Genomic DNA, 13,309 nt, shown 5'->3' with positions numbered 1-13,309 from the left:
TCATGCCTCCTTGCTCATTACATTTACATTATTTATTGAGTGCATAACGCTGAGTGACATTCACAGAAACTTCATCGTTATCTTCTTGATTATGAATTCGGATACTCATTACCAATCCCATACATGCCATATTCATTACTAGCGATGTACCACCAAAACTGATAAACGGTAATGTAATACCTGTTAATGGCATAATACCGATAAACATACCGATATTTTCAAAAATCTGATATAGCAACATCGCAACAATCCCTATAATAATATAAGGCCCTGCTCGTTCCCGACATTCTAACGATACCAGAATTAAGCGATGAATTAAGGTGAAATACAGCAACAACAAAATAGCTGCTCCTATAAATCCAAACTCTTCTGCCACCACCACAAAAATAGAATCTGAATATGTTAATGGAACACGATCGGATTGAACCGATGTTCCTTTCATATATCCTTCTCCACTTAGTCCACCGGAAGCGATAGCAAGCTTCGCATTACGTGTATGATAGATCGCTTTCTCTGTAGCTTGATCTGGCATTAACCACGGATCAAGACGTTCCATCCAGTGATCGCGCTTGATATCGGCTAGATACGTTTTGATATTATCGTGATATGCGACATAACTACGAATCCCAACAATCACCATCACTACAGCCAAAGAAGTAAATAAAATCGCTTGTGTGTATTTGATATTACCGATCCATAGTAGTGCCATCATAATAATCAGATAACTGAGCGCGTTACCCAGATCATTTTGAGCCATTACTAAAGCAAACGGAATAAATGTAATAGCGACTAATGGTGTAACATCACGCCAGAATAATAATTTTAATTGTTCTTTGCGAGCCAGCAATGTAGCCAAAAATAAAATCAATACCAATTTGAATAACTCGGCTGGTTGCAAACTAAGACCACCTATACTAAGCCAGCCTTGCGCATTGTTAAGCGTCTGTCCTACAACCATAACTAACAATAGCAATAGCAACCCTGCGCCATAAATATAAAGAGAATATTTAAGCCAGAACCGGTAATTAACCATCGACATGACGAAAAAGACCACAAATCCTGCAATATAGTAAAAAATCATCCGCTCTGTCGAATTGGCAAACTTGGGTGTACTATGAGTAGCACTGTAAATTACAGCAATACTGACTCCCATCATAACTAGCAGAATGGTAAATAAATTCCAATCTATTCTTTTAAGCTTGGCGATCATGTCTGCCCCCTTTTCCGGTTCAACCTTAACGTTCTTTTATACCTATAACATGCCGCTCGATACCTGCAAGGTCAGCAACAATCTCAATATGTTCGTAACCTGCACTTCTAACCATATCTGCTACGTCCTGTGCTTGTCCAATTCCTAGCTCAAACCCGATCACTTTCGGCAAAGTAGGCAACAAAGCTAATTGCGCCATCATGATGCGATAAGGGCCTAATCCATCCGGTCCTCCTGCGAGTGCAGTCATCGGCTCATAATCTTTCACTTCCGGTTGCAATGCCAAAATATCAGCATCTGGAATATAGGGCGGATTAGATACCAAAATATCAATATGCTGACCGGCAAAAGGCTCTAACAAATTACCTTCACGCCATAAGATTGGGGTCTGTTGCTGAATACTATTTTGCTTGGCGACTGCTAGTGCATCAGGCGAAATATCGCTTGCATATACTTGCCATGTAGGGCACATACGCGCAATCGTTAATGCTATTGCTCCACTGCCTGTCCCGATATCTGCACATACAAAAGGAGATTGATCTGCCTGTTCTTCCATCAATTGTTGACCGATCTTTACAACAGCTTCGACCAACAATTCCGTCTCAGGACGAGGGATCAATACAGCAGGAGTGACGATAAAACGTTCCCCATAAAACTCCTGCTCACCAATAATATACTGTGCTGGTTCTCCTGATACCTTACGCATAATGACTTCTTGCCATAGAGATTGCTTATCATAAGGAAAAGGTTCAAACATCGCCATATAAAAAGCAGTTCCTTCTAATCCAAGCACCCATTCAAGTAAAAGACGACTGTTCGATTCCGGTTCCATCACTTGATGAGCGCTTAAAAAAGAAGAAGCCTCAACATAGGCTTCCCGTATACTTTGTTCTGGCTTCATCGTAAATTGTTCTGTCTGTTGTACCAATAGATTATGCCTCTTTTTCCATCAAATCTGCTTGTTCTGCTAACGTCAATGCAGATACGATATCTTCGATCTCACCATTCATAATTTGATCCAGACGGTGCATCGTTAGACCAATACGGTGATCGGTTACACGACTTTGTGGGAAATTGTACGTACGGATACGTTCACTACGGTCACCTGTACCTACTTTGCTTTTACGTTCGCCTGCATATTTTGCTTCTTCTTCTTGACGCATCATATCCGAGATACGAGCACGAAGCACTTGCAATGCTTTATCTTTATTCGAGTTCTGAGATTTACCATCCTGACAAGTCGCTACAATCCCTGTAGGCACATGAGTTACACGTACAGCGGATTTGGTCGTATTTACAGACTGTCCACCTGCTCCACTTGAACAGAACGTATCGACACGAATATCACGATCATGGATTTCAATTTCTAACTCTTCAGCTTCTGGCATTACTGCTACTGTTGAAGTCGACGTATGGATACGTCCACCGGATTCAGTCGTAGGAATACGTTGCACACGATGTGCTCCACTTTCGAATTTCAGCTTGCTGTATGCTCCACGTCCATTAATCAAGAACGTGACTTCTTTAAATCCACCTAGATCACTTGTACTTGCGTCCATCATTTCAACACGCCAGCCTTGTGTATCTGCATAACGAGTGTACATACGATAAAGATCAGCCGCAAACAAAGCCGCTTCATCTCCACCGGCTGCTCCACGGATCTCAACAATAACGTTTTTATCATCGTTGGGGTCTTTAGGTAATAGTAAAATATGAATTTGAGATTCTAACTCATCTTTGCGAGCTGAAAGTTCCTCAATTTCCATTTTGACCATTTCACGCATCTCATCATCTAACTTCTCGCCTTGCATTACTTTAGCCGCATCTAATTCTTCTGTTACTTTACGGTATTCGATATATGCTTCATACGTTGGTTGTAGATCAGATTGCTCTTTGGATAAGTCTCTCAAACGCTTGGAATCACTTGCTACGTCAGGGTCACACAATAACTCGCTCAATTTATCATAGCGGTCCGCTAATGCTTGTAAACGATCTAACACGGAAATCCACCTCTTCTTTTATTCAATCTGCTGCATTCGCAGTTTCACTTTACATCGACTATTATCAAAACAAACATTTTATCTAATATCGTTGTCCATATAATATTGGGAAATATTAGTGGTTACGACTCTTAATTATAGCACAAGCAGTAAGCATTTCATATCCTTAATTACAGCGCTATAGCACTTTTTTTTCGTCTTGCTCTCCTGATTTGAATACGTAAGATGAATAAGCCTATAATAAAGAAAGTTATATGTCACAACATACACAATTTACATTTCGTGCACAGGTTATCATGGTAAGCGTTCGAGGGTGAAAATGGTTAAATACTAAAGGGCGTGCTTTTATCTATTACCATAGATAAAGACCGTTACTCTATCGATCACAAGGAGCTGTATTCATGGATCAACGAAAATTAGGTTCACAAGGATTGCAAGTCTCGACACTCGGTCTAGGTTGTATGGGTATGTCCGAATTTTACGGTGAGATCGATGAAAAAGAAGCACTACACACCTTGCAAGTAGCACTTGATCATGGAGTTACCTTTTTTGATACAGCCGATATGTACGGTGTAGGGGCAAATGAGAAATTGATTGGGCCTTTTATACAACAAAATCGAGATCAGGTTATTCTGGCAACCAAATTCGGCAATATCCGTAATGAAGACGGCTCGTATGCCGGTATTAGTGGTCGTCCTGAATATGTCAAAGAAGCTTGCGATAACAGTCTCAAACGTCTTGGCATCGATACGATCGATCTTTATTATCAGCATCGCGTAGATCCAGATGTGCCGATCGAAGAAACTGTCGGTGCGATGAGCGATCTAGTACAAGCCGGTAAAGTCCGCTATCTAGGTCTATCTGAAGCTGGCGCTGAAACGATTCGTCGTGCACATCAGACACATCCGATCTCTGCGTTGCAGACAGAATATTCACTTTGGAGTCGTGATGTAGAAGACGAGATTTTGCCAACTTGTCGTGAACTAGGTATTGGATTTGTGCCTTACAGTCCTTTAGGACGTGGCTTTTTGACAGGACAGATTACGTCATTTGAAGACTTGGCAGAAGATGATTACCGTCGTTATTCTCCCCGTTTTCAAGGTGATAATTTTCAGAAGAATCTAGATTTAGTCAAACGTATCCAGGAAATTGCCAAAACGAAAGATTGCTCGCCATCTCAATTGGCACTAGCATGGTTACTGGCGCAAGGCGAAGATATCGCTCCGATTCCTGGTACAAAAAGAACAAAATATTTACTTGAAAATATCGGTGCAACACAAGTGACATTAACCGAAGCTGAATTGAAAACGATTGATGAAGCCGCTCCTAAAGGTTCTGCTGTCGGTGAACGTTATGCACCTGAAAGTATGAAAATGTTAAATCGTTAAGATTTTAGGATAACGTCTGTACTTATCAATATATGAAATCAATAGGTTAAAGAAGCGCTCATTCTGCGGAATGGGTGCTTTTTTATGACGTTTTATTTGGAATAGATATTCACTATACATTTAATGAACATCTACCGATAATAAAAAGTGAAATACATACTAAACTTTGTTAGGAGGATTATTTTGAATTTGTATAGGAAATTATTTTGGAGTCGAGTCAAATTATATCTTACTCATTTATTTGTTTTTGTTGTAGTTACATTTATGGTTTACATCACTATGAGCGAACAAGATTATCGTGTTCTCATACTAATGTCAATTACTTGGGTATTAATGGTTGTAGCGTTTAGAGAGCATTATTTACATACTGTTGTAGCTAATCCATATCGTACAGGTAAAAAATTCATCTATTATAGACGTACACCTAAACAAATTAATGCTAGAATCTTATTTTTTCAAGTGTCACTGGGACTCTTTTTGATAGCTCTATTGCTGAATCAAATGTATAATATTTGGATTTTACTTATTCTTGCTGTAAGTATTTTTATTTTACATTTTTTCAAACAGAAAAAAGACAGTAGATTTAATGAGCAAAAAATGAAAATGATTAATAAGTTAAGCAGACACAATATTATTTTACCTGAAGAGGAGATTTGGGATATAGAAAGTAACTTTGAATCTTCAAAAATAAATATACATGTAAACGAAACTTTAAAACTGGTTACTGATTCCAAAAAAGAATTATATTTTTATGCAGTTACACCTGTAGAATTGATTGTCGGTATTCAAAAACCTGAAGAAGATTTCTTTTTTACAGCTATACCATTAAGTGAAATCAAGCAACTTGCAATTTTAGCAAATGAATTAGACCTTCAAAAATACACGTCTTTAGGAACCATGCTAGTGATAGGGTACGGGATAAATCGGCAATTCAATCGATATTCGAAAACTCGTTCATATAGGATTATTCAACAGTTTATCGGTTCATTGGTTCATGCATTAGATGCTCAGACATGGAAAGAACCTACGTTTAATGGAATTCCCCATCGGGATCATCCTGCTTTTGTGGAGTATGAATTTCATGGTGATCTGTCTTCTTATCCAGAGCCCTATCTTCCTTTTTTACGATAAACTAAAATCCACAAAAAAAAGAGTCTCGCTTTCCTTAATGGAAAACGGGACTCTTTGTTTATATCAATCTTACACGTTAAAGCGGAAATGCATAACATCGCCATCTTTAACCAAGTATTCTTTACCTTCCAAACGCAATTGTCCGCGCTCTTTAGCACCGTTCATCGAACCTGCATTGACAAGGTCTTCGTAGCCTACGACTTCTGCACGAATAAATCCGCGTTCAAAGTCAGTATGGATAACGCCTGCTGCTCCTGGAGCTTTGGTTCCTTTGCGAATTGTCCAAGCGCGTACTTCTTGTACACCTGCTGTAAAGTACGTGTATAGACCTAGCAACTGGTAAGCTGCTTTGATTAGACGGTTAAGACCAGATTCAGCTAGACCTAACTCTTCTAAGAACATTGCTTTGTCTTCGTCTTCTAGTTCAGAGATATCTGCTTCTACTTTGGCACTGATTGGTACAACCATTGCATTTTCAGCTTCTGCAAATTCTTTTACTTTTAATACATACGGATTGCTATCTGCTTCGGTTACGCCATCTTCACTAACGTTAGCTGCATACAATACAGGCTTCATCGTTAGCAAATGAAGATCACGAACCAATAGACGCTCATCTTCACTTAGCTCAATACTACGAGCTGGCATATCGTTATACAACGATTCTTTGATACGCTCTAATACTTCAACTTCTTGAGCGATTTGTTTGTTACCGCCTTTGATGTTTTTGCGAGAGCGCTCGATGCGTTTCTCTACACTATCCAAGTCAGCCAAAATTAACTCCAGATTAATCGTCTGGATATCGCTGATTGGATCGATTTTGCCATCAACATGCGTAATATTTTCATCTTCAAAACAACGAACTACATGCACAATCGCATCTACTTCACGGATATGAGCCAAAAATTTGTTACCCAATCCTTCGCCTTTACTTGCTCCACGTACCAAACCTGCGATATCTACAAATTCAAAAGCAGTCGGTACCGTTTTTTTAGGTACAACCAATTCTGTTAATTTGTCTAGACGCTCGTCTGGAACTTCTACAATACCGACATTGGGATCAATCGTACAGAACGGATAGTTCGCAGATTCTGCACCTGCTTGTGTAATTGCATTAAAAAGAGTAGATTTACCAACGTTCGGCAATCCGACAATACCTGCTTTCAAAGCCATTTATATGACAACTCCTATTGATTTGAATTTATAAATAAACGAACATGAATTTCCACACTCATTATATATGAGAACCTGCGGTGTGGCAAACAACTATACGATAAATTTATTCGTCAAAGTTTGAAGTTGACTCGACAGTGTGGTTAGATTTTGAGAGATTGTCGATAATTCCGTAACCGACTGTTCTTGTTCTTGCGCACTAGCCGATACTTCTTCTGTCATCGCAGACGTTTGTTCGGTAGCTGAAGCAATATAACTGAGTTGTTCTTCTACTTCATGACGCAGATTCTGCATATGTGCAGTGCGTTCTGTTAGATTGACAGCCAACCCTTGTACTTCATCAGATACTTGACTCACTTGTTCAAAAGTCTGCATACATTCTGTGATCTGCGATTCTTGTTGATCGACAGACTTCATCGTTAGATCAAAGCGATGACCCATACTGTTGATTTGCTCGACAAAGCTACCTAGAATGGTATCAATTTCACGAATTGAATCTTCTGACTGCTGTGCCAGACTACGCATTTCACTTGCTACCACAGCAAATCCTTTACCTGCTTCACCTGCACGCGAAGCTTCAATCGAAGCGTTAAGCGCTAGAATTTGTGTTTGTTTTACAATACTTTGTACTTGTCCACTGACGTTAGCTGCTTCTTGTGATTGCTCTGCTAGCGCGCGTGACATCAACTGCATCTGTTGCATTTGTTGTACATTTTGCTTCCCTTGTTGCAACAATTGTTGGTGTTCCTGTGTCACTTGTTCGCGCACTTGAGTAAGTTGACGAGCTGTATCTCCGAATCGATCTACATAACTTCGTACTTCATCTATAATCTGCCCTAATCGTTCCGAATGTTGTACAGCTTCTTCGGTCTGTTCTGCTTGTTGCGTTGAGCCTGTAGCAATCTCATGAATCGCACGCGATAATTCTTCGGTCTGACGTAATGTACCTGTGGAGACTTTGGAAATGTATTGTGACGATTCTTGCAATGTGTGTGAACCTTGCTGAATATTAGTAATCATATCGGTAATATGAGACACCATCGCATTATTCAAATCACTGATATCTCCTAATTGATCACCGGTAATCCGTTTGGAACTGACAGTAAGATCGCCTCTGGTCACATGTTCCATACTGGATTGAATCTCGCCCACCTGACGTAACATCCGGCGAATAAACGCCATCGCACACAAAATCGAAATCAATAACACGATTGCAAATACAGGAATAACCATTTGATAAGCTTGTTTTAAGGTATTGGAATAGACTGTATTGACAGCATTTGCTGAGATATCGATTCCCAAATATGCTACTGTCTGACCGCTTTGATCTTTGATTGGAGAAAAAGTTGAAAATAATTCGCCCCATGTCGGATCGGTCGCTACATCTGTCGTAATCATTTGTTGTGATAACGTATTTGCATCCAGCGCTGTACTAAACTCAAATTCGTCTCCGTATTTGCTATATCCTTCATCATCCCATGCCGCTCCGTCAACAGTGTAAAACCATTTACCGTCCACATAGTTAAACAAATAAATATATAATGATCCTGTTTCTTGACGTAACATCGTAAGCTGACTGCGAAGATCACGATATTCTTGAAGTTGCTCTGGATTTTGACTACTGTTTAACTTTTGAATAGCAGCTACATTAAGATTTGCAACCGTATTTTTAGTTAATGTTTGGTTGTTATATTGCATTGTAGATAAAGCAGCATCTTTGATAAGTATTTGTGTAATAAACATAGTTAATACAGCCATCACAATCAATGGCACAATAATCATAAGATACAGCTTTAATCGTAATCCCAACTTAACTTTTTTGCCCCTTTTCATCGATGTTGCCTCCTTCATACTCTATCTGTAGACCTCAAGATGCCTAACTACATATATATCGTACAAAGGATGTAAGTTATGAAGAGTAATTGCAAAAAAAGTAGTTATTTTATCCTATTTTCTGAAATTTTCATTACATTTTTCAACAATAAACGTAGAAATCCGCTATCTTATGGATTTCAAATTGTATTCTAGAGACGATTAGGATGAAGCAGAAGGAGGATATAATTCTAAAAAGCGCTTGGTGGTCAGACTAAACCGATCCCAATTTTTGCGATGAGGGAGAAATCCTTGCTTGGAGACTTCTTGTGAAAGAACTTCAATTTGTTCAAAGCGAGCAAAAAACGGCAATACGTATTCATCGATATAACGACAAATTTCTTCAATCACTCGCTCTCGCTCGCTGATGGTTATAACATGATAACTATCTATCTTTTTGTATTTACGCGTCAAATTCACAAGTGGACTGATAAAAATACAATTAGCATCTGGAGGGGCTATAGAAGTCTCTACACTTACAAACACGCGTAGTTCGCCATATTTAGAGCCTGTAAATGAAATATCAAATGTAAAATCGCCACTTTTCTGACGCAGACATTTTTTGCTTTTCAAATATTTAAAAAGAGGTTGATACCGTTCAGCAATGATTTGAATCGTTTGTTGACGTGCTTGTTCTGCTTCGGATACAGCCATATATCTACTCCTTTCTGCCACAAAGGATCAATATCTACTTTGATTTATAGCGAGTTATATGAACGAACACTATAGACACTTGTATTTTATATAAAATAAATGAATGATTTGAAATAAAGAAATCTTGTACTTAACGTCTGGAACGCAAACGAGTCGTGGATTGCAGTGCAGTGATATCTCCTGCTCCTACACCTAGCATAGCCGCAGACAATTCAAATTCTACCTGCGCAAGCACTTGTTCCAACGCTTCTGTCGATTCAACAGCCGCCCCTAATAATGATCTTCCGAATCCGGCAAAGTCTGCTCCTAGCGCAATCGCTTTGGCAGCATCAACTCCATTTTTGAGTCCACCACTACCGATCACTGTCATATCCGGCAATGCTTGACGCACATCGACAATACACTCTGCTGTAGGTGTCCCCCAACTGGCAAAAGCTTCTGCGGCTGCGCGGCGTACAGGATCGATACTACGAAACTTCTCTACCTGACTCCATGATGTTCCTCCAGCGCCAGCTACATCGATAAACGTTGCTCCTGCATCTACTAGCAAGCGCGCCGTTTCTCCATCAATACCCCAACCGACTTCTTTGATGCCTATAGGTACTTCTAACTGCCGGGCGATCTGTTCGATCTGCTGTAACAATCCTGCAAAATTCACATTACCTTCAGGCTGAAATACTTCTTGCAAGCTGTTCAAATGAAGCACCAGAGCGCTTGCTTCTGCAAGATCTACTGCACGTCGGCATTGATCGATCCCAAATCCGTAATTCAACTGTACTGCTCCTAGATTGGCTATAATCGGAATCGTCGGCGCTTGCTGACGCACATTGAATGTAGCCGCTAATTCGTCGTGCTCAATAGCCGCTCGTACAGAACCGAGCCCCATCGCCCAGCCACGCTTTTGTGCGGCGGTTGCTAATCGTTTGTTAATATCTCCTGTTGCTTGACTACCACCTGTCATCGAACTGATCAGTAGTGGTGTAGCAGTAGGGATACGCAGAAAAGAGGTATGCAGTGAAATTTGAGCAAAATCAAGCTCGGGTAATGCTTGATGACGAAAATGATAATTTTCAAAACCAGAAGTTACCCCTTCTCCTGCTACATTTTCTTCCAGACAAAGACGGACATGAGCACTTTTGCGGTCAGCAATCTGTCCTTCGGGTATGATTTCTTCAGAGTTCATTGTGTGCCCTCCTTTCAATTCCAATGTTGATTTGCAATATGTTTGGCAACCAGTTGACCGGATAATGTTACAATCGGTGTTCCTCCACCCGGATGAGTCGTTCCGCCAACATACCATAGTCCTTGTACATCACGACTGCGATTACCTGGACGAAAAAAAGTTTGTTTGACTGAATTGGATGAAATCCCGTAAATCGATCCTTGATGAGCATACGTATCTTGCTGAATATCAGCAGGTGTATAATGTTCCCACACTGGGCCCTGCGAGATATCTTCCAGCCCATACTGCTCCAGTAATGAAGCGATCTTATGCCCGTAGGCTTGACGTTGCAGTTCCCAATCCCATTGATCTGATAAATAGGGAGCATTCGCTAAAATAAACAGGTTACTGCTTTGAGGTGGCGCCATCGTTGCTTCTGAATAACCGGAATAACAAATATACAATGTCGGTAAAGCAGGCGGACGTTTTTGCCCAAAAATCGCTTGAAATTCAGGTTCATATTGTTCAGGAAAAAAAACAGTATGGTGAAGCAATTGATCATACTGACGGGCTACTCCTGCCAGTGTTACAAAACCGGATAACGAAGGTTCATAGCGATCAATTTGCCGATTAGTCAGCGAAGGGCGTTCACTTTCATCTAATAGCATTTGACTCATGCTTAATACATCGCCATTGATAATCACAATCGGTGCCAAATAATCGCCTAGACTACTTTCAACACCTATCGCTTTGCCTGATTGTACCAAAATGCGTGAGACTTCTATACCTGTTCGGATCGTTACACCAAGTTCAATCGCTAGCTTCTCTAATCCACGTATTAACTGATATGTACCTCCGCGTACTCCATATACACCAAGCTCTGCTTCTACATGACTAAGCATAGCAAAAATGGCGGGTGCTTGATAAGGTGAAGCACCAACATAGGTTGCGTACCGTCCGAATAACATCAATGTATTAGGGTGACGGAAATATTTGCGCAATAACGATTGTAATGTAGTTAAAGGATGTACACGAAGTAAGCTTTTGCCCATCGAAGGCTTTATTTTATCACGCCAGGACAATAATAAGGTATTCAAAAATTGATCATTCGCTTCAAGATACATCTGCTTCGCTTCAGCTAGAAAGCGCGGATATTGAAGCGCATCTTCAGGGCTATACAGCGCAATCTGAGCCGCTGTCGCTTCTGCATGACGACTAAGGTCTACCACCGAACCATCTGCAAAAACATTACGTGTACGTGGTTCCAAATCATACAATTCTACATAATCTTCGATCTGTCGTCCGGCTTGTTCAAATACACTTCGGAATACATGTGGCATCGTGATCGTACTTGGTCCGCGGTCGAATTGATAACCTGATTTTTCAATATGCTGTAATTTACCGCCAACTGTCAATTGCTTCTCTAAGATTGTTACATCATATCCGCGTGAAGCTAGACCAATCGCGCACGATAATCCGCCGAATCCAGCACCGATAATCAGCGCTTTGCGATCACTCATCCATAATTCCTTCCTTTCCAATTGTAACCTGTTCCATTGACTCCTGCACGCCAAGAATCAAGCATAATTCCGATTAGACAAGCCGCACTAACAGGCATATAGATTCCCATCCAGAAAGGCTTACCATGATAGAAATCGATAATACTTTTGGTAATCATACCGAGCAATATGCTTAGCAACGACCAGCCTATAAGCATCGTATCTACAGCCACAAGACTATAGAGCAATGTGAATACTGGCAAAATAAATAAAAGTCCATAATAGATAGAAATACCAACGGCTAACCAGGCACTACGCCCTGCACCGACAAAAATATTTTTCTTATATCCTTCCCACACTTGAGCAGCATTACGGTACATTCGAGCAGACGTATAATGCTGTACATTTGCTAATGTGACAGGATCACCGATTCGCTTGACAGCACGAGCCAATTCCATATCTTCTACAATCTGATTAGAAATGCCTTCGTGTCCACCTGAGCGAGCATAACTATCAGGATGAATCATTAACCATGCTCCTGTGACCGCCAAAAAGAGAGGGCTACGACTACGACGAACCATCATAATCGGCAAATGATAGGCAATCACAAAAGACATCATAGGCACAACTATTCTTTCTAACCATGTGCCTGTCTCCATACGTGGAAATCCACTGATAAGACCTTTTCCCTGTGACTGAGCAGTTACCATAGCTGCTTCTAATCCTTCGACTTCTAATCGAACATCAGCATCGATAAATAACCACCAATCTCCTTGAGCATGCTGGACTAATTGATGACAAGCATACGACTTGCCCATCCACCCTTCTGGTAAAGGATTGCTATGAAAAAGCCGTACTCGCTGATCTTGTTGCATTACTTTCTCAATCTCAGCTACTGTACGGTCTTCTGAGTGATCGTTTATGACTAATACTTCAATCTCTATCGAATCGGTACGACAGTTCAATACAGATAACAAACATTCACGAATATTGATCTCTTCATTACGTGCTGGAATCATAATCGATAACAACGGCTTAGCATGAAGAATCGTTGAACTGTAGGTATCTGTTAGTGAGCGATCTGTAGAAGCAGGCGGTTGATAATAACTGCTTTTGCTAGATAACAATGTGCCTAATCTGGGCATACGAGAAAGATTCCAAATCGTAAATACAAGCTGAATCAAAAGCCAGAACGTTATGATCTGTAGTATCCACAGCATGAT

11 protein-coding genes are annotated in these 13,309 nt (G+C 40.4%); 2 read left to right on the top strand and 9 right to left on the bottom strand.

Translation table 11 applies throughout. The features are described from left to right. Positions 1-28: 28 nt before the first annotated feature. Genes ACFSGI_RS21650 through prfA form a run of 3 tightly spaced genes read right to left on the bottom strand, consistent with a single transcriptional unit; the run spans position 29 to position 3,210 of the window. Positions 29-1,210, bottom strand: a complete 1,182-nt coding sequence (locus ACFSGI_RS21650) for an FtsW/RodA/SpoVE family cell cycle protein (RefSeq protein ID WP_204826269.1) — start codon at positions 1,208-1,210, stop codon at positions 29-31. 25 nt (positions 1,211-1,235) lie between these two features. Continuing rightward, positions 1,236-2,111 carry a peptide chain release factor N(5)-glutamine methyltransferase gene (prmC, locus tag ACFSGI_RS21645; protein ID WP_204826335.1) on the bottom strand — a complete coding sequence of 292 codons (876 nt, stop codon included), beginning with the start codon at positions 2,109-2,111 and terminating at the stop codon, positions 1,236-1,238. 31 nt (positions 2,112-2,142) lie between these two features. Continuing rightward, complete coding sequence (gene prfA / locus ACFSGI_RS21640) at positions 2,143-3,210, bottom strand: peptide chain release factor 1 (RefSeq protein WP_204826268.1); 1,068 nt, start codon at positions 3,208-3,210, stop codon at positions 2,143-2,145. A gap of 401 nt (positions 3,211-3,611) precedes the next feature. On the opposite strand from prfA, the gene ACFSGI_RS21635 reads away from it, so the two are divergent. Further along, positions 3,612-4,598, top strand: a complete 987-nt coding sequence (locus tag ACFSGI_RS21635; RefSeq protein ID WP_204826267.1) for an aldo/keto reductase — start codon at positions 3,612-3,614, stop codon at positions 4,596-4,598. A gap of 279 nt (positions 4,599-4,877) precedes the next feature. After that, complete coding sequence (locus ACFSGI_RS21630) at positions 4,878-5,729, top strand: hypothetical protein (RefSeq protein ID WP_379284359.1); 852 nt, start codon at positions 4,878-4,880, stop codon at positions 5,727-5,729. A gap of 69 nt (positions 5,730-5,798) precedes the next feature. On the opposite strand, the gene ychF is transcribed toward ACFSGI_RS21630, so the two are convergent. The 6 genes from ychF to ACFSGI_RS21600 all read right to left on the bottom strand — a co-directional run bounded on the left by ychF (position 5,799) and on the right by ACFSGI_RS21600 (position 13,306). Further along, positions 5,799-6,899 (bottom strand): redox-regulated ATPase YchF, encoded by a 1,101-nt coding sequence (ychF, locus tag ACFSGI_RS21625; RefSeq protein WP_204826265.1) that lies wholly within the window; start codon positions 6,897-6,899, stop codon positions 5,799-5,801. Between the two features lie 93 nt (positions 6,900-6,992). Next, positions 6,993-8,732 (bottom strand): methyl-accepting chemotaxis protein, encoded by a 1,740-nt coding sequence (locus tag ACFSGI_RS21620; RefSeq protein WP_204826264.1) that lies wholly within the window; start codon positions 8,730-8,732, stop codon positions 6,993-6,995. 201 nt (positions 8,733-8,933) lie between these two features. Then, a complete protein-coding gene (locus ACFSGI_RS21615) occupies positions 8,934-9,425 on the bottom strand; it encodes a hypothetical protein (protein ID WP_204826263.1) in 492 nt (163 codons plus the stop codon). 130 nt (positions 9,426-9,555) lie between these two features. Then, positions 9,556-10,608: a type 2 isopentenyl-diphosphate Delta-isomerase gene (gene fni, locus ACFSGI_RS21610; RefSeq protein ID WP_204826262.1), complete on the bottom strand. Its 1,053-nt coding sequence runs from the start codon at positions 10,606-10,608 to the stop codon at positions 9,556-9,558. Between the two features lie 14 nt (positions 10,609-10,622). Further along, entirely contained in the window at positions 10,623-12,107 is a 1,485-nt protein-coding gene (locus ACFSGI_RS21605; protein ID WP_204826261.1) for a phytoene desaturase family protein, read from the bottom strand. Next, positions 12,104-13,306, bottom strand: coding sequence for a glycosyltransferase family 2 protein (locus tag ACFSGI_RS21600; RefSeq protein WP_204826260.1), 1,203 nt, complete (start codon positions 13,304-13,306; stop codon positions 12,104-12,106). The genes ACFSGI_RS21605 and ACFSGI_RS21600 overlap by 4 nt, the downstream gene beginning before the upstream one ends. Between the last annotated feature and the right edge of the window lie 3 nt (positions 13,307-13,309).

The organism is Paenibacillus nicotianae, from assembly GCF_042681745.1.
GTDB classification, from domain to species: Bacteria; Bacillota; Bacilli; order Paenibacillales; family Paenibacillaceae; genus Saccharibacillus; species Saccharibacillus nicotianae.
This window is presented reverse-complemented; position numbering and strand designations above follow the sequence as displayed.

Bases quoted from the DNA above. Each gene is read 5' to 3' on its own strand.
- prmC (WP_204826335.1), bottom strand. From the start codon at position 2,111: ATGAAGCCAGAACAAAGTATACGGGAAGCCTATGTTGAGGCTTCTTCT.
- ACFSGI_RS21650 (WP_204826269.1), bottom strand. From the start codon at position 1,210: ATGATCGCCAAGCTTAAAAGAATAGATTGGAATTTATTTACCATTCTG.
- ACFSGI_RS21620 (WP_204826264.1), bottom strand. From the start codon at position 8,732: ATGAAAAGGGGCAAAAAAGTTAAGTTGGGATTACGATTAAAGCTGTAT.
- ACFSGI_RS21635 (WP_204826267.1), top strand. From the start codon at position 3,612: ATGGATCAACGAAAATTAGGTTCACAAGGATTGCAAGTCTCGACACTC.
- ACFSGI_RS21615 (WP_204826263.1), bottom strand. From the start codon at position 9,425: ATGGCTGTATCCGAAGCAGAACAAGCACGTCAACAAACGATTCAAATC.
- ACFSGI_RS21600 (WP_204826260.1), bottom strand. From the start codon at position 13,306: ATGCTGTGGATACTACAGATCATAACGTTCTGGCTTTTGATTCAGCTT.
- fni (WP_204826262.1), bottom strand. From the start codon at position 10,608: ATGAACTCTGAAGAAATCATACCCGAAGGACAGATTGCTGACCGCAAA.
- ACFSGI_RS21605 (WP_204826261.1), bottom strand. From the start codon at position 12,107: ATGAGTGATCGCAAAGCGCTGATTATCGGTGCTGGATTCGGCGGATTA.
- ACFSGI_RS21630 (WP_379284359.1), top strand. From the start codon at position 4,878: ATGAGCGAACAAGATTATCGTGTTCTCATACTAATGTCAATTACTTGG.
- ychF (WP_204826265.1), bottom strand. From the start codon at position 6,899: ATGGCTTTGAAAGCAGGTATTGTCGGATTGCCGAACGTTGGTAAATCT.